23 protein-coding genes are annotated in these 26,390 nt (G+C 54.7%); 7 read left to right on the forward strand and 16 right to left on the reverse strand.

All coding sequences use genetic code 11. The annotated features are described in order from the left end of the window. The first annotated feature begins 81 nt into the window (after positions 1 to 81). Positions 82 to 522 carry a nuclease A inhibitor family protein gene (locus B1C80_RS10030; protein WP_077920959.1) on the forward strand — a complete coding sequence of 147 codons (441 nt, stop codon included), beginning with the start codon at positions 82 to 84 and terminating at the stop codon, positions 520 to 522. Positions 523 to 633: 111 nt separating this feature from the next. Here B1C80_RS10030 and rplT read toward each other — a convergent pair whose 3' ends face one another. From rplT to B1C80_RS10070, 8 genes are all read right to left on the reverse strand, one after another. Continuing rightward, entirely contained in the window at positions 634 to 978 is a 345-nt protein-coding gene (gene rplT / locus B1C80_RS10035; protein WP_077920960.1) for a 50S ribosomal protein L20, read from the reverse strand. A gap of 117 nt (positions 979 to 1,095) precedes the next feature. Further along, complete coding sequence (gene rpmI, locus B1C80_RS10040) at positions 1,096 to 1,290, reverse strand: 50S ribosomal protein L35 (RefSeq protein WP_077920961.1); 195 nt, start codon at positions 1,288 to 1,290, stop codon at positions 1,096 to 1,098. Positions 1,291 to 1,435: 145 nt separating this feature from the next. After that, entirely contained in the window at positions 1,436 to 1,993 is a 558-nt protein-coding gene (gene infC, locus B1C80_RS10045; RefSeq protein WP_077920962.1) for a translation initiation factor IF-3, read from the reverse strand. Positions 1,994 to 2,190: 197 nt separating this feature from the next. Beyond that, the gene (gene thrS / locus B1C80_RS10050) at positions 2,191 to 4,134 is read right to left on the reverse strand and encodes a threonine--tRNA ligase (RefSeq protein ID WP_077920963.1); all 1,944 of its coding nucleotides are present in this window, start codon (positions 4,132 to 4,134) and stop codon (positions 2,191 to 2,193) included. A 163-nt stretch (positions 4,135 to 4,297) separates the two neighbouring features. After that, complete coding sequence (locus B1C80_RS10055) at positions 4,298 to 5,599, reverse strand: tetratricopeptide repeat protein (RefSeq protein WP_369822687.1); 1,302 nt, start codon at positions 5,597 to 5,599, stop codon at positions 4,298 to 4,300. 9 nt (positions 5,600 to 5,608) lie between these two features. Continuing rightward, complete coding sequence (locus B1C80_RS10060) at positions 5,609 to 6,523, reverse strand: class I SAM-dependent methyltransferase (protein WP_077920964.1); 915 nt, start codon at positions 6,521 to 6,523, stop codon at positions 5,609 to 5,611. A gap of 41 nt (positions 6,524 to 6,564) precedes the next feature. Then, positions 6,565 to 7,002 (reverse strand): EVE domain-containing protein, encoded by a 438-nt coding sequence (locus B1C80_RS10065; protein ID WP_077920965.1) that lies wholly within the window; start codon positions 7,000 to 7,002, stop codon positions 6,565 to 6,567. A gap of 73 nt (positions 7,003 to 7,075) precedes the next feature. Beyond that, positions 7,076 to 7,648: a DinB family protein gene (locus B1C80_RS10070; protein WP_077920966.1), complete on the reverse strand. Its 573-nt coding sequence runs from the start codon at positions 7,646 to 7,648 to the stop codon at positions 7,076 to 7,078. Positions 7,649 to 8,009: 361 nt separating this feature from the next. On the opposite strand from B1C80_RS10070, the gene B1C80_RS10075 reads away from it, so the two are divergent. Next, complete coding sequence (locus tag B1C80_RS10075; protein WP_201723562.1) at positions 8,010 to 9,503, forward strand: capsule assembly Wzi family protein; 1,494 nt, start codon at positions 8,010 to 8,012, stop codon at positions 9,501 to 9,503. A gap of 245 nt (positions 9,504 to 9,748) precedes the next feature. After that, complete coding sequence (locus B1C80_RS10080; protein WP_077920967.1) at positions 9,749 to 10,303, forward strand: RNA polymerase sigma factor; 555 nt, start codon at positions 9,749 to 9,751, stop codon at positions 10,301 to 10,303. Positions 10,304 to 10,407: 104 nt separating this feature from the next. Here the strand turns inward: B1C80_RS10080 and B1C80_RS10085 are convergent, their stop codons facing one another. From B1C80_RS10085 to hisG, 4 genes are all read right to left on the reverse strand, one after another. Further along, complete coding sequence (locus B1C80_RS10085) at positions 10,408 to 11,010, reverse strand: CAP domain-containing protein (protein ID WP_077920968.1); 603 nt, start codon at positions 11,008 to 11,010, stop codon at positions 10,408 to 10,410. A 148-nt stretch (positions 11,011 to 11,158) separates the two neighbouring features. Continuing rightward, the gene (locus tag B1C80_RS10090; protein ID WP_077920969.1) at positions 11,159 to 11,659 is read right to left on the reverse strand and encodes a peptide deformylase; all 501 of its coding nucleotides are present in this window, start codon (positions 11,657 to 11,659) and stop codon (positions 11,159 to 11,161) included. 511 nt (positions 11,660 to 12,170) lie between these two features. Beyond that, positions 12,171 to 13,463: a histidinol dehydrogenase gene (gene hisD / locus B1C80_RS10095; protein WP_077920970.1), complete on the reverse strand. Its 1,293-nt coding sequence runs from the start codon at positions 13,461 to 13,463 to the stop codon at positions 12,171 to 12,173. A gap of 65 nt (positions 13,464 to 13,528) precedes the next feature. Next, a complete protein-coding gene (hisG, locus tag B1C80_RS10100) occupies positions 13,529 to 14,389 on the reverse strand; it encodes an ATP phosphoribosyltransferase (protein ID WP_077920971.1) in 861 nt (286 codons plus the stop codon). A gap of 364 nt (positions 14,390 to 14,753) precedes the next feature. Here hisG and B1C80_RS10105 point away from each other — a divergent pair, with 364 nt between their 5' ends. The 4 genes from B1C80_RS10105 (at position 14,754) to B1C80_RS10120 (ending at position 19,688) form a co-directional block, all read left to right on the forward strand. Next, on the forward strand, positions 14,754 to 15,398 hold the full coding sequence (locus B1C80_RS10105) for a 7-carboxy-7-deazaguanine synthase QueE (RefSeq protein WP_077920972.1): 645 nt from the start codon (positions 14,754 to 14,756) through the stop codon (positions 15,396 to 15,398). Continuing rightward, entirely contained in the window at positions 15,353 to 17,335 is a 1,983-nt protein-coding gene (locus B1C80_RS10110) for an OmpA family protein (RefSeq protein ID WP_077920973.1), read from the forward strand. The genes B1C80_RS10105 and B1C80_RS10110 overlap by 46 nt, the downstream gene beginning before the upstream one ends. A gap of 172 nt (positions 17,336 to 17,507) precedes the next feature. Beyond that, positions 17,508 to 18,479 carry a thioredoxin-disulfide reductase gene (gene trxB / locus B1C80_RS10115; protein ID WP_077920974.1) on the forward strand — a complete coding sequence of 324 codons (972 nt, stop codon included), beginning with the start codon at positions 17,508 to 17,510 and terminating at the stop codon, positions 18,477 to 18,479. A gap of 138 nt (positions 18,480 to 18,617) precedes the next feature. After that, a complete protein-coding gene (locus B1C80_RS10120; RefSeq protein ID WP_077920975.1) occupies positions 18,618 to 19,688 on the forward strand; it encodes a peptidoglycan DD-metalloendopeptidase family protein in 1,071 nt (356 codons plus the stop codon). A gap of 10 nt (positions 19,689 to 19,698) precedes the next feature. Here the strand turns inward: B1C80_RS10120 and B1C80_RS10125 are convergent, their stop codons facing one another. The 4 genes from B1C80_RS10125 to B1C80_RS10140 all read right to left on the reverse strand — a co-directional run bounded on the left by B1C80_RS10125 (position 19,699) and on the right by B1C80_RS10140 (position 26,372). Further along, a complete protein-coding gene (locus B1C80_RS10125) occupies positions 19,699 to 20,985 on the reverse strand; it encodes a hypothetical protein (protein ID WP_077920976.1) in 1,287 nt (428 codons plus the stop codon). A 146-nt stretch (positions 20,986 to 21,131) separates the two neighbouring features. After that, positions 21,132 to 21,869: a YqjF family protein gene (locus B1C80_RS10130; protein ID WP_077920977.1), complete on the reverse strand. Its 738-nt coding sequence runs from the start codon at positions 21,867 to 21,869 to the stop codon at positions 21,132 to 21,134. Positions 21,870 to 21,981: 112 nt separating this feature from the next. After that, positions 21,982 to 23,283, reverse strand: coding sequence for an amidohydrolase family protein (locus tag B1C80_RS10135; protein WP_077920978.1), 1,302 nt, complete (start codon positions 23,281 to 23,283; stop codon positions 21,982 to 21,984). A gap of 29 nt (positions 23,284 to 23,312) precedes the next feature. Beyond that, entirely contained in the window at positions 23,313 to 26,372 is a 3,060-nt protein-coding gene (locus B1C80_RS10140; protein WP_077920979.1) for an amidohydrolase family protein, read from the reverse strand. Positions 26,373 to 26,390: the final 18 nt, after the last annotated feature.

Below are 26,390 nucleotides of genomic sequence, written 5' to 3' on the forward strand. Positions count from 1 at the left end.
ATCCGAAACACCGGCTACCTTACTTCGTCAACGTGTTATACTTTTGCCCGATGGTTCTGCTAAAGTACCAAAAGCCCATCTATGACGAACAACACCCCCGAACGTAACGACGCATCTGCCGATAAAACAACCGTAGAGCAGGCGCTGCCCCCACTGATCACTGACTTGTTTTACCCCAGCGAATCCGATGAGCCTATCGAGCCGGTTTCCTGCTACCTGAAGCAGGAAACGCCCTTAACGGTCAGCCAGATCAAAGACTGGCAAATGCTGCCGCCAGCCGTTTATGTTGAGGAGCGGCCGGCAGCCGACTTCTGGGCTCCCGTAGTTACGGAGCAGGACTGGTATACCGATGACGAAAAAGCCCGGACGGCCCGCTTTCAGCAGCTGCGTCAGTTTCTGGAACGTGAGCTAACGGTCTGTCAGGTTTTTTACGTAGGTGAGATGGAAATGGACGTTTATTTCCTGGGCCGGGAGCCCTCAGGCCAGCGAACCGGTATCCATACCAAAATCGTTCAGACCTAGAGTTTACAGGCAGTTTAAGCCTGCAACCGGTCATGAACGCGCACCGAACCGACAGGCTATAAACGACGAAACCCCGGCTCATCACCGGGGTTTCGTTTTCTTCAGGTCTGTTTACTTTACTTGCTCTACAACAGCAGCGAACGCTTCGGGGTGGTTCATAGCCAGATCGGCCAGTACCTTCCGGTTGAGTTCGATGCCTGATTTATTGAGGGCACCCATCAGGGCTGAGTACGACATCCCGTTGATGCGGGCGCCAGCGTTGATCCGCTGAATCCACAGGCTACGGAAATCGCGCTTCTTGGCACGACGGTCGCGGTAGGCATACCCTAATCCTTTTTCAACGGCGTTTTTAGCTACCGTCCAAACATTTTTACGCCGACCAAAATAGCCTTTGGCCAGCTTCATTACTTTTTTCCGACGCGCCCGTGAGGCAACGTGATTGACGGAACGTGGCATAATTTTTTTGTTTTTTGACGACCGGCGGAAGTACTGTATCGATCAATACGCCTTCACTTTATAAGCCGGGCATCGGGTGAAACGTGAAACCAGGATGCACCTGCATCCTTTTTGTCCTTAGACGTTCAGCAGCGCTTTGATGCGACGCTCGTCGGCGGGGAACACCAGCGTATCATGTACCAGATTACGCTTTTGCTTGGTGGTTTTTTTCGTCAGAATGTGACTGTGGAAGGCATGCTTCCGCTTGATTTTCCCGGTACCGGTCAGCTTGAACCGCTTCTTGGCACCTGAGTTGGTTTTTACTTTTGGCATTGTCGTAAACCGCTTAGTAGAGAAAAAAATAAGTAAACAGGCCGCAAAGGTACAAAAAAAATTCAGTTTTCAGTCTATACCTTCCACTCGCAAAGCCGTATTGACAGCGTACCGGGTGGGGGTCTGTTCTGAAAACTGAATCCGTTTATTTCTTCGGAACTACCGTTTTGGGAGCCAGGAACATGCTCATGCGTTTTCCTTCGAGCTTGGGCTCGGCTTCTACCTTACCGTACTCCTCCAGTCCTTTCGAGAAACGCTCCAGCAGCTGAAAACCGCGGTCCTTGAATACAATGGCCCGGCCTACAAACTGCACATAGGCTTTCACCTTGGCGCCTTCTTTCAGGAAGTTGATGGCGTGTTTGAGTTTAAATTCAAAATCGTGGTCGTCTGTATTCGGGCCGAACCGTATCTCTTTGATCACGACCTTGGTAGCATTCGCCTTGATTTCCTTCTGTTTTTTCTTTTGCTCGTATTTGAACTTGGAGTAGTCGACAATACGGCAAACGGGCGGAACAGCGTTGGGAGATACCTCGACCAGATCGAGGTTCTGGGCTTTAGCCATCGCCTGCGCCTTATTAATATCGTAGATTCCCTGCTCTACATTTTCACCGACCACCCGCACTTCGCGGGCCAGTATGCGCTCATTGACTTTGTAGGGTTCTTCAACCACGCGACGGGGTGGTCTGCGTTGGGGTAATGCCATATATTGTGTTTAGTGTGACTTTGAAATCGCTTGGATAACGTACGCGCTACCAAAAAGTTCGGGAAAGTATTGAAAATACGGGTGCTACGCAAGTTTACTTCGCTTACCGAAGCCAGGTAAATAGTTTTTATACTACCGGGTATGATAACTAACAGAAAGGTAACCATCCTGTCAGCCATCATACCCGGTCTGTGTATTTAGACCTTCACTTCCTGCTGGAAGGTTTCTACAAACTCGGCTATGCTCATGCTTCCCAGATCGCCCTGGCCTTTCCGCCGGACCGATACTTTTCCTTCGGCAGCTTCCTTCTCGCCTACAACGAGCATAAACGGCACCTTGTTCACTTCTGCATCGCGGATTTTACGGCCAATCTTTTCATCGCGCAGATCTACGAAGCCCCGGATATCGTGTTCCTGGAGGGTGAAATACAGGTCGTTGGCGTAATCTTCGTACTTCTCGGATATCGGCAGAATGGCGATCTGATCGGGCGAAAGCCAGAGCGGAAAGTTACCGCCTGTGTTCTCGATCAGGATGGCAATGAACCGCTCCATCGATCCGAACGGCGCCCGGTGAATCATAACGGGCCGGTGTTTCTGGTTGTCGGCACCGATGTATTCGAGCTCAAACCGATTCGGCAGGTTGTAATCGACCTGAATGGTACCCAGCTGCCACCGCCGGCCCAGGGCGTCGCGAACCATAAAATCAAGTTTAGGACCGTAGAAAGCGGCTTCACCCAACTCGGTAACGGTCCGCAGTCCTTTCTCGGCTGCGGCCTCGATAATGGCCGATTCGGCCCGCTCCCAGAGGTCGTCCGAACCGATGTATTTGGCCTTGTTCTCCGGATCGCGCAACGAAACCTGGGCGCTGTAGTCGGAGAAGCCAAGCGACTTGAACACGTACAGAACCAGGTCAATTACTTTCATAAACTCGTCTTTCACCTGATCGGGGCGACAGAAAATATGCGCATCATCCTGGGTGAAGCCCCGTACGCGGGTCAACCCGTGCAACTCACCCGACTGTTCGTAACGATAAACCGTACCGAACTCGGCCAGCCGCAGGGGCAGGTCACGGTAAGAGCGCGGACGGGTTTTATAGATCTCGCAGTGGTGCGGGCAGTTCATGGGCTTCAGCAGGAACTCCTCATTCGGATCGGGCGTCTTGATGGGCTGAAATGAATCTTCCCCGTACTTATCCCAGTGGCCCGAGGTCACGTACAGTTGCTTGCTGCCGATATGGGGCGTAACCACCTGCTGGTAACCAGCGCGGATCTGGGCTTTGCGCAGGAAATTTTCGAGCCGCTCACGCAGCATCGTACCCTTGGGCAGCCACAGGGGTAAGCCCGCCCCTACCCGCTCCGAAAACGCGAACAGGTCAAGCTCTTTGCCCAGCTTACGGTGGTCCCGTTTTTTAGCTTCCTCCAGCAGATGCAGATACTCGTCGAGTTCTTTCTGTTTGGGATAGGTAACGGCGTAAATACGGGTCAGCTGCTTATTTTTCTCGTTGCCGCGCCAGTAAGCGCCAGCCACATTCATCAGCTTGGCGGCCTTGATGAACCCGGTGTTCGGAATATGCGGCCCCCGGCAGAGGTCCGTAAACTGACCTTGTGTATAGAACGTGATCGTACCGTCGTCGAGTCCTTCGAGCAGGTCGAGCTTGTACGGGTCTCCTTTTTCTTCAAAGTAGGCAATGGCATCGGCCTTGCTCATCGGCTTGCGGATGTAATCCTGCTTCTGGCGGGCTAGTTCCAGCATCTTGTCCTCAACTTTTTTGAAGTCCTCCTGCGAGAAGGGCTGTCCGTTGAGGTCAACGTCGTAATAGAAGCCGGTTTCTACCGCCGGGCCGATCCCGAATTTCACGCCGGGGTACAGGCTTTCCAGGGCTTCGGCCAGCAGGTGGGCCGATGAGTGCCAGAAGGTGGCTTTTCCTTCGGCATCGTTCCAGGTCAGCAGCTGCACGCTGGCATCTTCGTTGATGGGCTGGGTCGCGTCCTGTACCTTACCGTTTACTTTGGCAGCCAGCACATTGCGGGCCAGCCCTTCGCTGATCTGGGTGGCAATATCCAGCCCGGTCGAGCCTTTCGGGTATTGCCGTACGCTCCCATCGGGCAGCGTCACGCGGATTTGTTCGTCCTGCGCAATCATTGGATTGAATTGGTTTATAGATGGTACCCGCAGCCTACCTACAACTGTAGGCTACTTACTTTATTCATGTAACGTATTCTATGCTAAGTTTGTCCGTCACCCCGTCAGCTGATCTGCTGCCCACGATAAAGTCAGCACAGCCGCGTGGCCCAAACAGCATGTATCAATTCTGGCCAATGGGCTTGACGGCCCGCCGGAGCGAGTCGCTTTCACTGACTGATACCCTGGCTTTCGGCTGGATCGTCGAGATCCGGACCCGGCTGGTATCCAGTTCCGTTCGCTTCTGTTCTACGGTTACCGGCTCGGTTGGTGAATTCGGCAAAAATAGCGGGTTGTACGATCCGGCATACTGGCGTCGCTGCGACCGCCACAACCCGGCTGCAGCCTGCCGGTCTGCCGGATTTTGCCGGGTGGCCTTGGTATAAGCCGCAACCGCCTGTTCATATTGCCCCATCTGCTCGTGACAGTACCCGATGTAGGTGTCGATGCGCGGAAACTGCGGCCTCAGCTGCTGAACTTTCTGGTAGTTGGCCAGGGCCGCGTAATGATTCCGATACTTCTGATTGATGAGACCCACCTGAAAATAAGCCTGATAATAGGCAGGCTGCAATTTGATGGTCTGCAAATAGCAGGCCAGCGCGCTATCGGGTCGGTTGGCCGTATGGTAGATGAGGCCCCGACCGTACTGAAGGCGGGCGTTGTTGGGGAAGTACCGGATAGCCTGTCCGCTATAGGTCAGCGCAGCGTCCAGATTGCCGAGCGTCCGGTAGATAGACGCCAGCTGATTATAGGTTTCCAGGTACCGGGGTTTCAGACGTAGCGATTGCTGATACAACGCCAGGGCCTGCGCCGTGTCGCCCTGCTTGGCCGCCATCAGGCCGTTGAAGAAATACGCTTCGCCATCGTAGGGAGCCATCTGCAGGGCTTTGGCGATGTAGAGCCGGGCTTTATCGTACTGACTCTGCTGCTGGAGTAAATCCCCCTGCAGCGTGTACAGCTCTGGTGTGTTGACCCCGAGAATTTCAGCCCGCTGCGCATCGTCCAGTGCGTTGGCCGGCTTTTGCAGTTCCCGCAGCACTTTAGCCCGGGTCAGGTAGTAAACGCCCGCATTGTTGTTCCGCTCGATGGCTTCATTGATATCGGCCAGCGCATCGTTCACCCGGCCGAGTGCCAGCAGGACCACCGCCCGCTTGGCGTAGGCCGAGGCTGGTGATGAGGCATTGATGGCCCGCGTCAGTGCCCGCAGCGCCCCCTCTACCCGGCTGCTATCGTCGGGCTTGGGAAAATCAGGAATACGGGCCGCTTGCCGGTTGTCGCTGCCACAGCCGCCCAACAGGATACCGACGAGCAGAACGGCCAGACTTGTACTGGCCCAGCCGTTACCCCACAAACGCCCTGCGCCCAGCCGGTTTAGCAGCCAGTTGATTGGTTGTTGTTGCGGGGATATGATGCTTTGTTTTTTCACCGGAATGGCTCAGTCAAGCCCGGCGGTAACGCCTGCCGACAAAGGTACGGACGCAAATCGGTAGAATACGCCCAGTGGCAGCCGTTTTTGGTACGTATCATCCATGAATAGCTCCCCCCATTCTGCATTGGGTACCTCCCCAAACGTTTGCCGCATCAGGTTGTCGAGAATCAGCGAGGAGAACCCCAGCGAGTACAGGTTAATAATGAAGAAAAAATTATCCCGGTCGAGCAGGTCGGCACAGGCTTTGAGCAGGTCGTTAAGGTGTTCTTCCAGCACCCATTTCTCCCCATCGGGGCCGCGCCCGTAGGCCGGCGGATCCAGGATGATGCCGTTGTACCGATTTCCCCGGCGCCCTTCCCGACGAACAAACTTTACCGCATCATCGACCACCCACCGGATATTATCGAGTTCGCTATGGTCCATATTTTCCCTCGCCCAGCTGATAATAGGCTTAACCGCATCTACGTGGGTCACGTCGGCGCCGGCCTGCCGGGCCGCCAGCGAAGCCCCGCCGGTGTACGCAAACAGGTTCAGCACCTTGGGCCGCTCTGTATCCATGCTTTGAATGGCCCGGTGGAGATACGCCCAGTTATCTGCCTGTTCGGGGAAAAGACCCACGTGTTTAAACGTTGTCAGGGCCAGCTTAAACTTAAGGTTGAGGCCACTCTGCTGAAACGTTACGAACCAGGGGTCGCGCATATCGGGCGTAGTTTGCCAGTCGCCCCGTTCGGGAGATTGCCGGTCACGCCGGAAAATGGCATGGGCACGCCGTTCCCACTCGTCGTCACTCAACGACTTATCCCAGATAGCCTGGGGTTCGGGCCGGGCCAGCACGAAGTCCCCAAACCGTTCCAGCTTATAAAAATCGCCGGAGTCGATCAGTTCATACGACGACCAGGGCGCAGGAGTAATGAGTTGCATACGAAAGAAGTGAACGGAAAACGATGAAGCGGGCAGCCCCGTTACTGGGCCAGGCTCTGCTGGCCCAGGGCGAGAATAAGCTCGTATTCATCGAACCGAATAGGCATCACCGACAGGCGGGATTGCCTGATCAGCGCGATGTTGGTCAGCAAGGGCTCCTGCCTGATCTGGGCCAGCGAAACGGGGCTTGTAAACGGCAAAACGGGCTCCAGTTCGACGACCACCCACCCAAATTTAGTTTGCGCCGGATCATCGGCAACCGTCGGGTCGGGATAGGCTTCGCGGACAACCGTAGCCAGACCAACTACGGCGGGTTTGGTGACACTATGATAAAACAGGACGGGATCGCCAACCCGCATCGCCTTCAGGTTGTTGCGAGCCTGGTAGTTGCGAACACCGTCCCAGATGGCACGTCCCTGTGCAATAAAATGGTGCCATCCGTACGCATCCGGTTCTGATTTTACGAGCCAGTAGTTCAAGGCGCAATCATAAAAAAGCCGGGTTGTCAGCTGATCCTGCGGGCAGGATCAGCTGACAACCCGGCGGGTTTTATTAATAAAAATCGTCGTGCTCAGAGCTGCTGCCGAAGGGCGATCCGTATTGGTCTTCGTCGTCTTCGTAGCGCGATCCGGCCCGGTTGAATGCCAGTGCTTTCTTGAGAATCATGATCTGCCCCGTATGATACAGGTCATGGTTGATTATACCGTGGAGCATATCGTAATAAGTGTAGTCACGCCCCGGCACAATGTCTTCCAGAAACTCGTCATCGTCCCGTTTGTCGAGTTCGTTGATCAGCTCCTCCTGACTCAGGCTGAGTTCCATTTCGAGCGCTTCCCACTCAAAATCATCGATTTTATCGGGGAGGGCACCAAAATTTTTCTCCGGTGTGGTTATGTCAAACGTCGCATCGCCCTGCATCTTCTTGACGCAGAAAATCCGCCAGCTTGTCATGTGAAAAACCAGTTCGGCAATGGTATGTGTATTAGGGCTAATCCGTCGCCCGGCCATGTCGGGGGTTACTTCCCGCAGGGCCTCCACCACCGACGGGCCATGCCAGGCCTCCTCGCTTTCATACGTGGTGTTGAGTAAGTCGATAATGCGTATGAGTTCGTCGTTAGGAACCATCTTTTCTAGTTGTGTCGTAGTGCTTCAGAGTAGTAATACCAACCATACGTATAACACGAAGTGCCGTACTCTGTTGGTTTACCTTAATAAATACGGTTAAATCAACCACAGTCGCCCATCGGCAGGTGTTCGCTGCACAGGGGCCGATCAGCAATTTGTCCCGCAAAGGTAAGTTAATATTGACGGGTTCCGAAAAAATGCCGCACTGAGGCCGCTCTAATTGAGGGCTACCAGTACGTGGGTTTAGGCACCTGAAGCCCCCGATCGGCAATAATTGTGGTTGGGCATGATTTTAGCAACAGGTTTTTCACCGGATGTGACCCTGGGAAGCTCCCCGCGACTCAACTGAACAGGCCTACCGATGATGACTTCGTTTCTACGCTTACTTGTCTGCTTTCTACTGGGGCTTGCCAACTGCTCAGGTCAGTTTACCAAGCCGCTCCAGTTAGATACTGAGGCCGGAAGCTATTTTTCAACCTCCGGGCTTACCCCCTTCTGGTTACGGGCCAACCAGTTCGGTATTGTTCCGCGCGAACATGCCATCATGACCGTCCGGCAAACGCTGCGGGTCGATTATGACCGGCAGCCCGGCAGCAAGTGGGATAGCCTCCGTTCGGTCAACAAACGGATCGACTGGGGCTGGGGTCTTCAGGCTGTCTTCAACGCTGGGTATGCCTACAAACTGCTGATTCCCGAAGCGTATGTCAAGGTTAAACTAGGTGCGTTTGAGATCTGGAGTGGTCGTCGGCGCACAACGAGTGGACTGGCAGATTCGACTCTTTCGTCAGGCTCCTATGCGGTTTCGGGCAACGCGCTACCGCCGTTGAGCCTACAGTTTGGCATTCCGGAGTTCACCCCCCGACGCGGGCTGATCAGCCTGAAAGGTTTTTATAATCATGGCTGGTTCGAGAACGATCGCTTCGTCAAAAATGCCATGTTGCACCAGAAAGCGCTCTACCTGCGTTTGGGTAAACCCAGCTGGCGACTTAAACTGTACGGCGGCTTCAACCACCAGGTCATGTGGGGCGGGAATACCGAGCGACTGCCAGGCACTATGGTCAAAAACCAGCAGTTGCCCGCTACCTTCAGTGACTATCTCGACGCCGTGATGGGAAGTACCCTGGGCGCCCGCACCAATGTTGACACCAATCGGGTAAGCCAGTTTGATCGCGAAAACCGGATTGGCAACCACCTCGGCACGGTAGATGTGGGGTTCGAGTACACAGCTCGTTCTTTTTCGGTCTTTGCGTATCGCCAGAGCATATACGAAGACGGGTCTTTGTTTTACCTGATCAACATTCGCGATGGGTTACACGGCCTCCGCATCCGCAACCGACGGCCCCTGAATCCCGACGGCCTCCAGATTCAGGACCTGTTGCTCGAATATTTGTATACACAAAATCAGGGGGGCGCGGTATTCAGCAATAACCCATCCCAGCGCGGCCGGGACAACTACTTCAACCACTCTCAGTACCAGGACGGCTGGTCGCGCTACGGGCTGACCATTGGCACGCCCTTCATCACTCCCTCGGGAGATGGCCGCACTGGCCTGCCCCTGTACGGGTTCACCAACAACAACCGGGTATCCGTCATGCACATCGGTCTGTCGGGGCAGGTGCTGGATTTCTTTCAGTTTCAGGTGAAGGCGTCCTACAGTGCCAATAAGGGTACCTACGAAAAACCCTTTGCCCAGACGGTGCGTCAGTTTTCGTCGGCGCTGACCATGTCGGCCCCGCTCTACATTCTTAACGGCGTGACCGCTTCGATGGCGGTAGCCCTTGATACGGGCAATCTTTACTACAATAGCCTCGGATTTTACGTCGGAATCCGAAAAGAATCTCAACTCGGACGTTAACTTTCCTTTTCGTTTGTAAGCTATTTTATAGACTAACCGAATAATAAATCTTTAGTCTAATCTATCCTTAGAGTATCTAAAGTTTTACTTAAAACGGCTACTTTTCTGTGCATAAGCGTACTGACAGTGAATAAAAGTGGTGTTAGGTATAGTAATTGTCTAAGGTCGATTCTGTATCTGATTAGCTCACAACGATCACTTAATGCGCTTACTGCTAACCTTATTCTCAATATACTTTATTTGTCATGGCTAAACACCAACATCTAAAAGATGAAGAACTTATCCGTATGTATCTGCATACCCAGCAGAACAATTATTTCGAAACCCTTTACAATCGGTACGTCAGCAAGGTGTACCGCCGGTGTCTTTCGCTGATCAAAGACTCTACCAAGGCTGAAGATTTCACCCACGACATCTTCCTGCGCGTGTACGGAAACCTCGGTAATTTCCGCGAGCACTCTACCTTTTCAACCTGGCTGTACTCCATCTCCTACAACTACTGCATGGACCAGCTTCGGTACGCCCATCGCACGGTAACCGTTGCACTGAACGATGACGATGAGCATCAACTGGCAGACAGTTCGGATCACGAACTGATCGAAACCCAATTTCAGCAGCTGGCTCAGGTGATGGGCACCATTTCGCCCCAGGAGACCCAGATGCTTCGGCTTAAGTACGAGGAAGGGCTGGATATCCGTTCCATTGCAGACCAGCTGGCGTTGAAAGACAGCGCGGTAAAAATGCGCCTGAAACGCACCCGTGATAAGATTCGGCGTCTGTATGACGCGCATTACCTGTAGTGCTGGCAATACAAATTATTCCTGTAGAAGAATTCGGTTATCTGTTTGGCCAAACCTATCCGTATCCGCAGCCTCCGGACACGGATAGGTTTCGTTGGTGGGTACTACCTGCGGGTACCGAAATCAGTGACCCAATAGTGGCGGTAAGTACTGGTCGCTGAATAAGCATACCCCACCCCTACCTGTTTGAAGTTGGCACTCATAATATTGCGGCAGTGGCCCGGCGACTTCAGCCAGCCATCGACTACCGCCCGGGTGGTGCTATAACCAGCCGCAATATTTTCGCCGGCGGCCCGCCATATGTATCCCTCCCGGGTCATCCGATCCCAGGGTTGCGAGCCGTCGCGTCCGGTATGGCTGAAATAGTTGTAGGTAGCCATGTCCAGCGCATGCTTGTCCGAAGCTGAATTTAGCTGGCTATCCAGGGTAAGAGCAGGCACAGCGGGGTACGTTGTGGTGCCGCACTGGCAAGGTTTGGAGCGAGCCACGTTGATGTACGTCAGGACTTCCTGCTGCTGGGCAGAGCTGGCGGCTGCAGCACGAGCCCCGGCCAGATCCGGGGCAGGGACGGTGGTTTCTCCCGTGTTTATTTCGGCATAGACTGAAGACGATACAGGAGCCGGCACCTGCTCCGACTCCCGATCGGACTGACACGCTGCTGTAGCCATAACTATGACTGCCGTAGCGAAGAGGTAGGAAAACTTCATAAAATATATAGTTGGATTTGTTGATTAAACGGTAGTTCTACCGCTCTGGTATGCTACCAAACCCAACTTTTTGCATTTATTTTCGAGCCATCCGTAACCTCTTGTTTACTTACCGGGCTATATTCTTCGTTGTCAAATCCATAGGCCTTTAGTCCGTAGGTGTGGGTCTCCATCGGAACGATTGCTCATCCACGGCCCGCATCGTACACAACACACCGTTTAGATGGTCATACTCATGCTGAATTAATTCGGCCAGGGACCAGTCCGTTACTGTCCATACCTGCTCCCGCCAGTGTTCGTCCCGATAGGCAAGCGTCAGCGTTTTGTGACGCCTAACCTTGACCAGTAGATTTGGAAAGCTCATACAGTCATCCCAGAGTTCATCCAGCTCGGGGCTTACGTCTACCAGCTCGGGGTTGATCACAACTATGGGCCGGTCGATGTTCAGATAAAACAGCCGTTTCATTATGCCTAACTGGGGTGCGGCAATACCCCGCCCAAATTGATAGCGGGCCCGAATCGCTTCCATCACGGCATGCAGGTCCGCCACCCATCCTGACACCAGAGGTAGCTCTTCTTTCCCGACCGGGTCGCAGTTCTGATACAACCGCGGGTCGCCGAGCAGGAGCAGGTCGGAAAGCGTTTTCATTTTATAGACAGAATTGTGTTAATTCTACCGGCAGACCAAGGCGGTGTTATAGATATATACATGCAACGGCATCAATGCCGCTGCTACTCATAGACCTGGCTCAATGAGATAATCCAACCCATTCTATCAATGACTAGCGTTGGCATTGATGCCGACGATCCCCGGTGATCCCGTATACCGCAACGGCATCAATGCCATTGCTACTCATAGACCTGGCTCAATGGGATAATCCAACCAATTCCAACAATGAACAGCGTCGGCATTGATGCCGACGATCCCCGGTGATCCCGTATACCGCAACAACGCATCAATGCCATTGCTACTCATAGACCTGGCTCAATGAGATAATCCAACCCATTCTATCAATGACTAGCGTTGGCATTGATGCCGACGATCCCCGGTGATCCCGTATACCGCAACAACATCAATGCCGCTGCTACTCATAGACCTGGCTCAATGAGATAATCCAACCCATTCTATCAATGACTAGCGTCGGCATTAATGCCGACGGTCAATTTACCGGACTTTCTTCGTTGATACTAGCTAAACGCAGGCTGACGGCGCGTTTGTGTGCATCCAGCGATTCTGCTTCGGCCATTGCTTCAACGACTGGTCCTACCAGCTGAAGCCCTTCCGGGGTGATGTGCTGAACCGTAATCTTTTTGACGAAGCTATCGAGCGATACGCCACTGTAAGCCCGCGCAAACCCGTTGGTAGGTAAGGTGTGGTTCGTGCCTGACGCGTAGTCGCCAGCCGATTCAGGGGTGTAGTTGCCCAGAAAAATAGACCCCGCGTTGATAATCTGTTCGGCTACCTGCTCGGCGTTGCTGACACTCAGGATCAGGTGCTCGGCCGCGTAGTGATTCAGCAGCTCGATTGCATCGGCCTGCGTGTCGACCAGGATGGCCTTACTATTCTCGAGCGCCTGCGCGGCCAGGTCGCGCCGGGGAAGCTTATCGAGTTGCGTCCCTAAGGTCAGATTCACGCTACTAATTAGTTTTTTACTGGTGGAAACCAGCAGAACCTGGCTGTCAGCCCCGTGCTCGGCCTGTGAAAGCAGATCGGCCGCCACAAATGACGGCACGGCGGTATCATCGGCGTAAACGGCTACCTCGCTGGGACCCGCGGGCATATCGATAGCCATTCCTTCTTTGGCCACCAGCATCTTGGCCGCCGTCACGTACTGGTTACCCGGACCAAATATTTTGTATACCCGGGGAACGGTCTCGGTCCCATACGCCATGGCCGCAACGGCCTGTGCTCCGCCAATCCGGAAAACGCGCGTGACCCCAACCAGCCGGGCCGCATAATAAATGGCCGGATGGCTACCGGGCGTACAGAGCACGACATCCCGGCAACCGGCCAGTTGAGCCGGCACGCCCAGCATCAGAACCGTGCTGAACAAAGGAGCCGTGCCACCCGGAATGTACAGGCCTACCTTTTCGATGCCTACACTCCGGCGCCAGCACGTAACGCCCGGCATCGTTTCTATTTTTTCGACGGGTTGTTTCTGTGCTTCATGAAATAGCCGAATGTTCTGATACGCCTGCCGGATCGCGGCCTTCAACTCGGCAGACAACTGGTCTTCTGCGGCATCGAGTTCGGCCGCGCTGACCTCGAGCTGATCGGGTTGTAGCGTTAACCGATCAAATCGCTGAGCCAGTTCGATCAGGGCCGCATCCCCTCCGGCGCGTACCTGGGCCAGTATAGGGGTGACGGCCGCTTCAATCTGCTGGGTCGATTGCACCGGTCGGGCCAGCAGCGCAGGCCATTCGCTCCGGTCAGGAAAGGGAATAATTGTCATGATAATACGGCTGAAGAAATGCGCTGGGCCGACAGCACATCGCCACCGACCGGATTGCATCGCTGTTAATAAATCATTTTCTCGATTGGGATAACCAGAATCCCTTCCGCCCCGGCGGCCCGAATCGCTTCGATGTTTTCCCAGAATTCGTTTTCATTCAGGACCGAATGAACCGAGCTCCAGCCCTCCGTAGCCAGGGGTGTTACGGTCGGACTCTTCATGCCCGGCAGCAGCGCCGTTATCTGGTCGAGGGCGTCGTTAGGCGCGTTCAGCACAATGTACTTGTTATTCTTGGCGGCCTGCACCGATTTAATCCGAAACAGTAGTTTGTCGACCAGCGCCTGTTTGTCGGCGTCGAGGGCCGGGCGGGCAATCAGGATAGCTTCCGACCGGAAAATGGTTTCGACTTCTTTGAGGCCATTGCTCAGCAATGTGCTGCCTGAGCTGACGATATCGCAGACGGCTTCGGCCAGTCCAATGCTGGGTGCAATCTCGACCGATCCGCTGATCTCGTGAATCTCGGCCTGAACCCCTTCGCCAGCCAGGTAAGTACCCAGCAGGTTCGGATACGACGTGGCAATGTTTTTACCCTGCAAATCCTGAATACCGGCCCAGTCGACACCGCGCGGAATAGCAATACTCAGCCGACATTTTGAAAAGCCCAGCTTGTGTACCGTCTGGACAGGGCGGCCCGTCTCGACCGCTACGTTCTCTCCAACGATACCGAGGTCAGCCACACCATCTTCGACGTAGCCTGGAATATCGTCGTCCCGCAAAAACAGGAACTCGGCCGGAAAATTGGAGGATACCGATTTGAGTTTACCGGTGCCATAGTCGAACCGGATACCGCACTCTTTGAAAAGCTGGTACGAATCTTCGCTCAGCCGACCGGATTTTTGAAGGGCAATGCGTAATAAAGAAGCCATGAATGGATTTGACGAATGACGAATCACAACAGGCCGTAAAGGCCGGGAGTTATTCGCTGATGAGTAGGCAGGCCGCAGGCATTGACGCGTCGCAGAACCACCTGGTTAAATGAACGGCAAAAGTACTGGAAAACGACGGATCGGCAGATCGATTCAGTCGTAGAATATGGACCGATCAGCCGCGATGATGGCGACGATGTCGAAAATAAGGAACGGCGGCCCGGGAGGAGATCATGGGCGCAAAAGTAATAGCCAGCTCCATCTGGAACAAGCCTCCGGCCAGTTTCGCCATCTGTAAGCGGGTCGGCGTGTCCTAAAACAGGCAGAGGCTCGAACCAGGCGCCAAAAGCCGTATCTTTGTCGTATGCTTTTGGAACAGAAACAACAACCTTCAACAGACTTACTTACGTCATCATTACCCGTAATGGAAGCGTTTTATACGCTCCAGGGCGAGGGAGCGCATACCGGGCGGGCGGCCTATTTTATCCGGCTGGGTGGCTGCGACGTGGGCTGTCACTGGTGCGACGTAAAAGAATCGTGGGATGTCAACGCTCATCCGCAGCGTACCATCGATGCTATTGTGACCGGCGCCCTGGCCTATCCGGGTCGAATGGCGGTCATTACGGGTGGCGAACCATTGATGCACAACCTGACCCCACTCACCCGCGCGCTACAGACCGCCGGCTTCAGGACCAACATCGAAACATCCGGCGTCTGTGAGGCCGTTACCGGTTCGTGGGACTGGATCTGCTTTTCGCCCAAGAAGTTCAAAAAGCCCAACCCGGCCATTTTTGAACGGGCCGATGAGTTGAAAGTCATTGTCTACAATCAGTCTGATTTCGCCTTTGCCGAGTCGTTTGTACCCTCGCTGCGCCCCGATTGTAAACTCTTTTTACAAACCGAGTGGAGTCGTTCCAATGAAATGCTACCTCGCATCGTTGAGTACGTTAAAGACCATCCGCAATGGCAGCTTTCATTACAAACACACAAGTATCTGGATATTCCCTGACAGGTAAACGGAATGGAGAGTACGGGGGGCTGCTCGCGCTCATCGGCCTGTTTAGCTTCCTGCTCCTGCTGACCAGCCCTGGTTTCGGGCAGACGACCAAAGCCCGGCAGCTCTACGACCAATCGATCAAGCTTTTTGGCGAACGGCGCGCTACGGAAGCCATCCCGTTCATGGAACAGGCCATCAAAGAAAACCCTAATTTTACCGATGCCTACATTAAACTGGGGCAGCTCTATGAGTTCACCAAACGGTACGAGCCGGCCATAGCGGCCTATCGTAACGCCCTTCGGCTGCAACCCGACAGTCCGGCCTCGGGAGCAGCCTATCAATCGCTCAGCAACACACTCCTTCGACTGGGGCGCTACGCCGAAGCACTGCCCTATCTCGAAAAATACCAGACCTTATTTGCCCCCCAGTCGGTACAGGCCAAACGGATCGAACGCCAGATCGAAACCGCCCGGTTTGGGCAGAACGCCCTGCAACGCCCGCAAACGGTCGACCCCAAACCCTTGTCACCAGTCCTGCAGACGACCCCTTCGCAGTATTTTCCGGTCCTTACGGCCGATGAGCAGACACTGGTGTTTACAGCCCTCAAACCCGAAGGAGACGAAGATCTGATGGTAGCCACCTTCAACGGCGAAACCTGGACGCCCCCCGTCTCGCTGTCGCCCGGCATCAATACCCCCGAAAACGAAGGCACCGCCAGTTTATCGGCCGATGGGCGACTGATTGTTTTTACGGCCTGTCAGGGGCGAAAAGGGTTTGGCAGTTGCGATCTGTACGTTAGCCAGAAAACCGGCGATACCTGGTCGACCCCTGATAACCTGGGCCCAACGATCAACACCCGTTTCTACGAATCGCAGCCCGCCCTGTCGGCCGACGGACGGCGTCTGTATTTCGTGTCGGACCGGCCGGGCGGCAAAGGTCGTCGGGATATCTGGCGGGCCGATCGGGATTCGCTGGGCAATTGGGCCGACCCTGTCAACCTGGGCGACCCCATCAATACGCCCCAGAACGAAGCTTCACCCTTTATTCACCCCAATGGTCAGAGCCTGTTTTTCGCTTCCGACGGGCACATTGGCCTGGGGGGCTACGATCTGTTTGTGAGTGACAGTAACCAATCGGGCTGGTCAGCGCCGGCTAACCTGGGGTATCCCATCAACACCTCCGAAGACCAGGCCTCTCTCTTTGTCTCAGCAACCGGCAAACGAGCTTATTACTCGTACGAAGAGCAGAAAGATGGCGTATCCCAGAAGTCCCGGCTGTATGCGTTCGATCTGCCCGAGTCGCTGCGGGAACGGGTCAGGCCGGTCAGTATTCTAAAAGGGGTTATTGCCGACGCCAGAACGAAGAAACCCCTGGCCGCTACCATCGAGCTGATCGACCTGAAAACCAACCAGGTTATCACCCAGGTACAGGCCGATGCGCAAACAGGACAGTACACAACGGTGCTGCCGAGCGGTGGTGAATATGCACTCTACGTTAGCACCCCCGGCTATCTGTTTAAGAGCCTCTCGTTCGACTTTACCCAGAAAAAAAGCGAGCGGGGCGATGGCCTGACCCTGGCCGTTCCCCTGGAGCCGGCGGTAGCAGGAGCCACCGCTAAAGAAACATTGAACAACCTATTCTTCGAGTCGGGTCGGTATGACCTGGCCGATAAATCGCGTACCGAACTGAACCGGCTGTCGGCATTTCTAAAAATGAACCCGGCCCTCCGTATTGAAATATCGGGCCATACCGACGATACCGGCGAAGCAGCCGCCAACCAGACGTTGTCGCAGAAACGGGCACAGACGGTCGTGACGTACCTAAGCCAGGCAGGCATCGATCCGGGGCGCATTCGGGCCGTAGGATACGGAAAAACACGCCCGGTGGCGCCCAACACGAACGACGAAAACCGGCGTCTCAACCGACGCATCGAATGGCGGGTGTTATGATCCATTCAGGCCCGGACGATCGGTGCGGTAAATCTATAGTCCTAACGGACCGGACGCCCCTTACTTTGCATTCTACGGGATTTTTTTCAATTTTGCGTATGTTGTCCTGTTGACACTCGTTTTTTATCGAACGGTCACTAGTGCTATCCGACAACGAATTGCCCCATTTGCAATGACTCCCGAACACGTTAAGTGCCTGATTATAGGCTCCGGCCCCGCCGGTTATACAGCCGCCATTTACGCAGCCCGCGCCAACATGAAGCCCGTCCTTTATCAGGGTGGACAGCCTGGTGGCCAGCTGACCATTACGACAGAAGTCGACAATTTTCCTGGTTATCCAGATGGCGTAGAAGGCCCGCAGATGATGCAGGACCTCGAAAAGCAGGCACGCCGGTTTGGTACTGATATTCGATACGGTATGGTCACGGCCGTGGATTTTTCGGAAACACCCGGTCACGGCCGGCCCCACCGCATCACCGTCGACGATAAGCTTGAACTAACGGCCGATTCGGTCATCATTTCAACCGGCGCATCGGCCAAGTGGCTGGGCCTGCCCTCCGAAATGCGGCTAAACGGTCGGGGCGTATCCGCCTGCGCGGTCTGCGACGGCTTTTTTTTCCGGGGGCAGGACGTAGCGATTGTAGGGGCCGGCGATACAGCGGCCGAAGAAGCCAGCTACCTGGCTAACCTTTGCCGCAAAGTGTACATGCTCGTCCGCCGGGGCGATATGCGGGCTTCCAAGTTCATGCAGCAACGGGTAAAAACGGCGCCCAATATTGAGATTCTGTTCCATACCGAAACCGAAGAAATCCTGGGCGACGACGAAGTATCGGGCGTACGGGTGAAAAATACGGTATCGGGCGAAGAACGCGTTTTAGATGTGACCGGCTTCTTTGTAGCCATCGGTCACAAACCCAACACGGATATATTCCGGGACTATCTGGATCTGGATGAGAGTGGATACATTCTGACCGAGAAAGGGAGTACCCGTACCAACATACCCGGCGTTTTTGCGTGTGGTGACGCTCAGGACAACATCTACCGGCAGGCCGTTACCGCTGCGGGAACAGGCTGTATGGCCGCACTGGATGCCGAACGTTACCTTGTCACGCTGGAAATGCAGGACCAGGAACTTGTTCATTAACTTAAAAAGAGGCAGGGTATCGAATTGACAGGTCTATAATCCATGCTGTTCGTGGCTCCTCTACCAGGCAGAGAACACTCTGCCTGGTAGAGGATTCTGTATAAACCGGTTTATTCGACACCCTACCCCTTCCGAACGATGAAAAAAACCGCTACACAGTGGCTTTTGGCTATTGGATGCCTATGCCTGACCGTAACGGCGTCCGCCCAGGAACGCGGTCGATTCAAGAATAACTTGAAGATTACGCCAAGAAATCAACCCTCCCCCAATGCGCCGGTCGTTGAGCAGCCTCGAAAAGCGGACGACCCCTATGACCAGGAAACCACTCAACTGCGCTTCAACAACCAGTTTGAACCTAAAAAAGCACTAAACCCGGTCGTCAGCGAAGACACCAGCCAGATCGATCAGGGAGAAACCAGCGTTGTTGAAGTTATCGACTCGGTGCTGGTAGGTAATGAATGGGTCAAGATAGCCGATTATTACGCCGTATGGGATTCGCGCACGATCGATCCCTACAACATTAATCCGCTGGAGTTCGACGAAGCCATCGACATCAAGCTCTATGATCCGCCAGCCAACCGCTTCTGGTCGCCCCCGCTGAACGAAGGCAAACTGACGTCTAATTTTGGCTACCGCTGGGGACGCTGGCATACCGGAGCCGACCTCGACCTGGAAACCGGCGACCCGGTCTACTCGGCCTTCGACGGCATTGTACGGGTCGTTGGGTGGGATGGTAACGGCTACGGGCGGTATGTACTGGTTCGGCACTACAACGGGCTCGAAACGCTGTATGGCCACATGTCCAAGCAGACAGTCGAAACAGGTCAACTCATCAAAGCCGGTGACCAGCTGGGACTGGGCGGTAATACCGGCCGCAGCTATGGAGCCCACCTGCATTTCGAGACGCGTTATGAAGGAAATCCCTTCAGCCCGCTCAATATCTACTCATTTCCCGAAAATACGATCAACTCCGATCACTTCCTGCTCACCCGAAACGTCTGGGATTATCTGCGGGGAGGTCGTTCGTCATCGGCCGAGCCTAGCTTCAAGCCGCGCATCAAACGAACCGTGCTTCACCGCGTCCGGTCGGGTGAAACGCTCAGCTCGATTGCCAGTCGATACGGGATGTCGGTGTCGGCACTGACACGTAAGAATCACTTGTCGTCGCGGTCGCGGTTGCGCCCCGGTCAAAAGCTGCGGGTACACTAACGAACCTGACTTATCGAATGGCGGGCGGCAGATACAAGCCCTCCCGGTGGGCAGCTGTCCAGCGCTGCTGGTAGTAGTGGCGCATAAACGGCGTTGGCGCGTCAACCCGATGATAACGTTCCCAGTTTATCAGCTGCTCGTTCATATAAGCCTGATGCTTTTCAAGCCTGGGCAGCGACCGCCAGTAACCGATCACGTTTATGGCCAGGCCAACGACGACGCAGGCGGGTAACATCCAGCGGGCAGGTGTCATGCTGGTCAGTACCATCATCAGATACACGCAGATGAGCAGGAGCAACGGGTATATTTTGTAACGCGTCACGAAGAGAGCAGCATCCAGCTGACGGCTCACGGCAATGGCGGCCATGGTCATCAGCAGAAAACCCCCCAAAGCCACCATAAACAGCGCGCCCCGATCTGCCGACGGTACGGACTGGGTCCATACCCGTTGTACTATACGTGCTGCTGGAATACCAAAGGCAAGTACTAACAGCAACCCGGTTGCCATCGTAATTTCCTGGTACCGCTGAGACTCTACGAGTGCTCCCAACAGGCCTAGCAGCGTCTGCGCCTTTTCGAAAAGGGTCGATGCCTGTTCAGCCCCGATACCCGACTGTATGGCCGGGTCGAACCCCCACCAGTATAACCCGATCGCCAGGCTGCCTATGATCAGCCAGCCCGCTACCAGCCAGTACTGACGCCGGAGCAGCCAGACAAAGGCAACAGCCGGAATGAGCAGCATACCATTCGCCCCCGTCAACATGCTTAACAGGGTTAGACCGAGTACCAGGGCTAAACGGGTAAAGGATAGAGGTCCGGCTGCCAGATACAGCGTGACAACCGCCAGCGCCAGCACGCCCAGATTCTGCAACGAAGCCATACCCCAGTACACCAACTCGGTATGCAACGGCTGGAATAGCAACAGAGCAATGGGTACCAGATAGGCTGCCGAGATCTTTCTTCCGGCCAGGACCTGATAAAAGACAGCCAGCGGCACGAGCAGAAATGCGTTCCCCAGCCAGACCCACCACCGAAAATCGATAACACCGCCGTTTAAAGCTGTCAGTCCTATCGTTGCTAACCGGGGCAGCAGCAACCGGTGCTCATTGTGAAAGGAAAACAGGATAGAAAGCGTTGCCGACACACTACCCTGATTGGATAGATCGTATAAGCTGGCCAGCAGGCTGAGATCATCGGCATAGGGTATGTTCTGGCTGAAAATACCAACAAGAGTATAATAAACCAGTATGACTACGAACAGAATAAGAGGAACCAGAATACCTTTTTTTTCTGACATAAGCGCGATGAGAGGAAGTCAGCTAACTCCATTAGCCTACAATTGCGCTGGAGTTAACAACAAAAATAGACTTGACCCCTCTTTGCCCATATATTTTATATATTATTTATATTTTTACTTCTTTTTTTCCTATTCCGATCTGCAGGTTACCTGCTTATTGTTTCGCCGGACCTGATCGCTACCGCGGAACCATCGGCCAGGAATATAGACCGCGGAGGCTCCTCAAAAAACGGAGCGAAACGACTGCCGTACAGCGTAGTCACGTCACAATGAACCGAATAATCCGTTACCGGAAAAATCGACCAGGCGGGGTGAACGACCTCGTACTCGGAGGTTCGTCCAGCTTTCGTACCTGAAGACGACCGGTTGGTATACCCCCAGTAATGTTCGGTGATAAACGCTTCTTCGCTGTCGGGTACCAGCGCGTGCCCCCTCTGATCGGCCCGTACCTGAATGTGGTTCCAGGCCCCGTTGACCTTCCATTCATACCGGGTGTACTGCTGGTCCGCATCGGTTCGCCACTCATGCCGCATCGGATGGGTAGCATACGGCTCGCCGTATAAGGTATTGGCCACGAGTGAAATAGCTGGCTTCGGAATAATTTCCTTGACGAACACCACTCCTCTCCGCCAGCCGGTCTGGTGTTTGCGACGAACGTAAAAGCGCAGGTTGAACTCTTCGAACTCCTGGTGAAAGGGCACCGCTACGGCCCCGAACAACCTGACCCGCTTAAAGTAAAAACCCACCAGGCTCCCGTAGCAGATGCCATTGTACGCATCCAGTTCGGTACCGTACGGAACCAGCGGTTTCAGCACCTCAGGATCGATGGCGTAGTTTGCAAATATAAGGTTCCGCCATTCGGCAGTCAGGAAAGTAAAAGCCACGGTGATTATCGCTATAGTTTACACCACAACGGCTTGTGCGCCCAATGGTTTGTAAAAGAAAACGCGGGAATGACTGTGTCATCCCCGCGTTAACCCGGGTTTGTCAACCAGCTTATTTCTGCTGGTATTTTTCTTTGTAGGTATTGTAAAGCCGCTTGTGCCGATCGTCCAGGTTTACTTTTTTACCCTGGATGAATACGTGCTCTACTACGTTGGTCCGCATATCGAGCGCATCGCCGGCCGAGACGAACAGAGTGGCCTGTTTGCCCCGTTCCAGTGTACCGACCAGGTTATCGATACCCATAATCCTGGCGGTATTGGAGGTGATCATTTTCAGGGCTTCCTCGCGATCGGTGACCCCAAATCCTACCGCCGTACCAGCCAGGAACGGCAGATTTCGGGTACGCCACCACGCATCGGCATAACTCAGGCTTACCAGTACACCCGCTTTTTGCAGGATAGCCGGCATACGATACGGCAGGTCGACATCCTCATCGTCGCGGTTGGGCAGGCGGTGAAGCGCGCTCAGGATAATCGGAATGTTCTGTTCCTTAAGGAATCCGGCAACCCGATGGGCTTCTTCGCCCCCGACAATAACCACCTTAGGCACACCCGCCGAGCGGGCAAACTGAACCGCTTCGATGATGTCTTTACCATAGTCGGCCCGGATGTAGAGGTTCTGGCGGCCCGAGAATAAACCCCGCATAGCCTCCAGCTTAAGATTCATGGGGGTTGGGCTGGGCAGAGCCGCATATGCTTTGGCATCCGCGAAGGTGGACCGTAATGAGCTGATCACTTCGTCGCGCCGTTCGTTTTTCTTGACAACGGTGGTGAAATCGGCCAGATCGAACGAGCGCGCAAAGTAGCCGGGCCAGTTGAGCCACAGGCCATCATCCTTTTTCAGCACCGCATCTTCCCAGTTCCAGCCGTCGGCCATCATCACACTGGAGCTACCCGATACGGTACCGCCCTGCGGCATGGCCTGGGTGAGCAAGACGCCGTTATTGCGGATGGTTGGAATAATTTCCGAATCGGTGTTGTAGGCAATCAACGCCCGAATGTTGGGATTCAATATGCCTATTTCCTGTTTATCGACGGTGGCCCGCACGGCTCCGATTTCCTGCAAACCCACCGTCGATGCGGGGGATATGAAGCCCGGATACACATGTTTACCAGCCACGTTGATCACCTCCATCTCGTTGGTGTTGAGCCGGATTGTGGTGGCATCGGCCACGGTGGTAATGATACCCTTGTCGAACACCACCACCCCGTTCTGGATGACCTGCCCGTTCCCGATGTGGACGGTGGCATTCAGGAGGGCTATAGGCCGGGTCTGCGGTTTAGCGGGAGCGGGGTTCTGCGCCATGCCCGTAAGCGACGCCAGCGAAAGTATAGTTGTAAGTAATCGTTTCATCTGTTTGTTCGGTATACCGTTTCTGGTCCTTATTTGCCGTCTTCCTCACCTTCGGCCATCACCCCTTCCACATCTTCGCAATGCCACATCCGTGACCGACGGGGGGTCGGACGGGTCGTTGACGAGCCGCTGGATTTGGCGGTCAGCATCTTCTGAATGATGCGGGCGCGTTCGGCCTGCATGGCATCCCGTCTGGCGTCTTCGGTCTGCAAATCGAAATAGATCGCGCCGTCGATGATCGTTTTTTCGGGACGGGCGTAGATCGCCAGCGGGTTCGTATTCCAGAGAACCAGATCCGCATCCTTACCAGCCCGGATGCTCCCCATCCGATTGTCGAGGTGCAGCAGTTTGGCCGGGTTGAGTGTTACCATCTTCCAGGCGTCTTCTTCTGTCATACCGCCATACTCGACCGTTTTGGCGGCTTCCTGGTTCAGTCGACGGGCCATTTCGGCATCATCGGAGTTGATCGATACCGTCACTCCCTGCCGGTGCATGAGCGCGGCATTATAGGGAATGGCATCTTTCACTTCCATCTTGTAGGCCCACCAGTCGGCAAACGACGATCCGCCTACACCGTGCTGCGCCATCTTGTCGGCCAGCTTGTACCCTTCCAGAATGTGGGTGAAGGTATTCACTTTGAAGCCCAGCGAATCGGCTACTTTCAGCAGCATGTTGATTTCCGACTGAACGTAGGAGTGGCAGGTGATGAACCGCTTTTTGGCCAGGATCTCCGACAGAGCGTCCAGCTCAATATCCCGGCGAGGTACCAGCGCCGACGCTTTCTCCTTGGTGCTGAGTCGGTTATACGTGTCCCAGCTCTTGGCATATTCCTTGGCCCGCATGAAATGATCCATGTACACCTGCTCAACCCCCATCCGGCTCTGCGGGAACCGAATACCGGTACCGTCGCTCCGGTTCGATTGTTTTACGTTCTCGCCCAGGGCAAACTTAATGAACCCATCGGCCCCTTTTACCAGCAATCCTTCCGGCGACTCACCCCATTTCAGCTTGATCAGCGCCGACTGGCCACCGATGGCGTTTGCCGACCCGTGCAGAAGCTGGGAGGTCGTAACCCCACCCGCCAGCTGGCGGTATATGTCGACATCTTCCGAGTTGACCACGTCGGCCATACGCACTTCGGCCGTACTGGACTGAGAGCCTTCGTTCACGGACAACAACGCAATGTGTGAGTGCTCATCGATAATCCCATTGGTCAGGTGCTTACCGGTTCCGTCAATTACGGTGGCGTTGGCCGGAGCCGTCAGCCCTTTACCGACCTGGGCAATTTTTCCATTCTGAACCAGTACGTCGGTGGCCTGAACGATCCCTTCTTTCTCATTGGTCCATACCGTAGCGTTCCGGATCAGCATGGTTTGCGGCTGCGGCTTGCTGAGGTTACCCATGCCCGCAAACGGATAGAGAAGCGTGGTGCCGGCAGTGCTGGTAGCAGAGCGGCCCGCGGTGGTGCTAGCACTGGTAGCGGTAGTCGACGTGGGCGTGTCGACAGCCCGGGCGGCCGACCAGCTGATGGCTTTACCATCGGGGGTTTCGCCATCGCCCGCCAGGTTGGATGGGCTGGTGCGGTACCCCGTCAGGCGGGTGGTGCCGGGTTTCTTTTTGTCGAGCTGGATCTGCATCGTAATCAGGTCACCGCTTACCGACACTTTCGGAGTGATTTTGGTGGTATCGACCTGAATCTGATACTCGGGCTTTTCGGCCGACTTACCCGTAATGGTCAGCTGAACAGGCGGCTGATTACCGATAACCAGGCGCCATCTGCCGCGCAGGTCGGTACCATCTTTCGGGTTCACAATGTACTGCTTACCCTGAATCCAGTTTTCGTAGATTACATTGTCGGCACTGAACAGATTACCCGAGGTAATGATAAAATTGGCTACGTTCCCTTTTTTGAGCGTACCCACCTGATTCTCGGCACGAATGAGCCGGGCGGGTAGCGTGGTCAGCGCTTCCAGCGCCCGCTGCTCGGGCAGTCCGTTCTCGATGGCTTTGCGCAGGTTGGCCCAGAACTCCGACTTGTTACGCAGCCCCGCCGTTGTCAGCGCAAACGGAATATTGGCAGTAGCCAGTCGACCGGCGTTCATCGGTGCCATTTCCCAGTGTTTCATCTCGGCCAGAGACACATTGTCGGCATCCCAGGGGTCCTCGACATCGTAGGGCTGCGGAAAATTGAGGGGAACAATCAGCGACGCGCCCGTAGCCTTTATCTCATCGATCCGCTGGTATTCGTCGCCAGAGGTCCGGATAATGTACTGCATACCAAACTCATCACCGATTTTATCGGCCCGCAGCACGCCCAGCTTGTCATTGACTTCGAAGATGGCGGGCAGACCCTGAATACGATTCAGCGCGTCGAGCGAGAGGTTGGCCTGCTCTTTGTTACCAGCGCGTTTGTACCAGTCGGCGTCGTACAAAGCCTGCCGAAGTACAGCCACCGAACCCATCATTGAGTTGGGAGAGGTTTGGGTGGAGCTTCCCTTGCTGAACGAGTAATGAGCCGTGGCGTTCGGTTTCAGGACCAGTGCGTTTTCGCGCTCGTCGGCCAGCGTTACCAGCGCACCGGTGCCGCGGGCTATACCATCGTGGGCGTGGGCCAGTACCGAACCGAATCCCATCTTACGAAGTTCGTCTGCTTTTTTAGCATCCGCTTTGAAAAGCAGACTGGCATCATTTTCGGGCTGGATGGCCTGGTTCCAGTAGTAGGCCCCTTTCTTGTTCGACTCGAGCTGAGGCAGCGAATTGAACGACCGGCGCTCGGTTTTCACCTCCGGCATTCCGTAGTCCGAATCGATATCGATCAGGGCCGGGTAGATTCGTTTCCCTTTCAGATCGGCGACCACCGCACCGGCGGGCAGGCTCACGTTGGCCCCCACCGCTTCGATACGACCGTTTCGGATCAGTAGCGTAGCATTGGCTAATGTCGTTTGCGGATCAACCACAATGGTAGCGTTGGTGAATGCGTACAGGCCGGGTCGTTCGTCGTACACGCCATTACGCGGAAAGGTTGTCTGGGCAGTGGCCGACTGAATCAGACCCAGCGCCAGCAACCCCATCAGCAGAGGTTTCGTCATGAAGTTAGAGGTTGTATA

This window comes from Spirosoma sp. 209, assembly GCF_002006735.1.
Taxonomy (GTDB): Bacteria; Bacteroidota; Bacteroidia; order Cytophagales; family Spirosomataceae; genus Spirosoma; species Spirosoma sordidisoli.

Coding starts and splice junctions, on each gene's coding strand:
- B1C80_RS10030 (WP_077920959.1), top strand. CDS start 82: ATGACGAACAACACCCCCGAACGTAACGACGCATCTGCCGATAAAACA.
- rplT (WP_077920960.1), bottom strand. CDS start 978: ATGCCACGTTCCGTCAATCACGTTGCCTCACGGGCGCGTCGGAAAAAA.
- rpmI (WP_077920961.1), bottom strand. CDS start 1,290: ATGCCAAAAGTAAAAACCAACTCAGGTGCCAAGAAGCGGTTCAAGCTG.
- infC (WP_077920962.1), bottom strand. CDS start 1,993: ATGGCATTACCCCAACGCAGACCACCCCGTCGCGTGGTTGAAGAACCC.
- thrS (WP_077920963.1), bottom strand. CDS start 4,134: ATGATTGCGCAGGACGAACAAATCCGCGTGACGCTGCCCGATGGGAGC.
- B1C80_RS10060 (WP_077920964.1), bottom strand. CDS start 6,523: ATGCAACTCATTACTCCTGCGCCCTGGTCGTCGTATGAACTGATCGAC.
- B1C80_RS10070 (WP_077920966.1), bottom strand. CDS start 7,648: ATGGTTCCTAACGACGAACTCATACGCATTATCGACTTACTCAACACC.
- B1C80_RS10075 (WP_201723562.1), top strand. CDS start 8,010: ATGATGACTTCGTTTCTACGCTTACTTGTCTGCTTTCTACTGGGGCTT.
- B1C80_RS10080 (WP_077920967.1), top strand. CDS start 9,749: ATGGCTAAACACCAACATCTAAAAGATGAAGAACTTATCCGTATGTAT.
- B1C80_RS10085 (WP_077920968.1), bottom strand. CDS start 11,010: ATGAAGTTTTCCTACCTCTTCGCTACGGCAGTCATAGTTATGGCTACA.
- B1C80_RS10090 (WP_077920969.1), bottom strand. CDS start 11,659: ATGAAAACGCTTTCCGACCTGCTCCTGCTCGGCGACCCGCGGTTGTAT.
- hisD (WP_077920970.1), bottom strand. CDS start 13,463: ATGACAATTATTCCCTTTCCTGACCGGAGCGAATGGCCTGCGCTGCTG.
- hisG (WP_077920971.1), bottom strand. CDS start 14,389: ATGGCTTCTTTATTACGCATTGCCCTTCAAAAATCCGGTCGGCTGAGC.
- B1C80_RS10105 (WP_077920972.1), top strand. CDS start 14,754: ATGCTTTTGGAACAGAAACAACAACCTTCAACAGACTTACTTACGTCA.
- B1C80_RS10110 (WP_077920973.1), top strand. CDS start 15,353: ATGGCAGCTTTCATTACAAACACACAAGTATCTGGATATTCCCTGACA.
- trxB (WP_077920974.1), top strand. CDS start 17,508: ATGACTCCCGAACACGTTAAGTGCCTGATTATAGGCTCCGGCCCCGCC.
- B1C80_RS10120 (WP_077920975.1), top strand. CDS start 18,618: ATGAAAAAAACCGCTACACAGTGGCTTTTGGCTATTGGATGCCTATGC.
- B1C80_RS10125 (WP_077920976.1), bottom strand. CDS start 20,985: ATGTCAGAAAAAAAAGGTATTCTGGTTCCTCTTATTCTGTTCGTAGTC.
- B1C80_RS10135 (WP_077920978.1), bottom strand. CDS start 23,283: ATGAAACGATTACTTACAACTATACTTTCGCTGGCGTCGCTTACGGGC.
- B1C80_RS10140 (WP_077920979.1), bottom strand. CDS start 26,372: ATGACGAAACCTCTGCTGATGGGGTTGCTGGCGCTGGGTCTGATTCAG.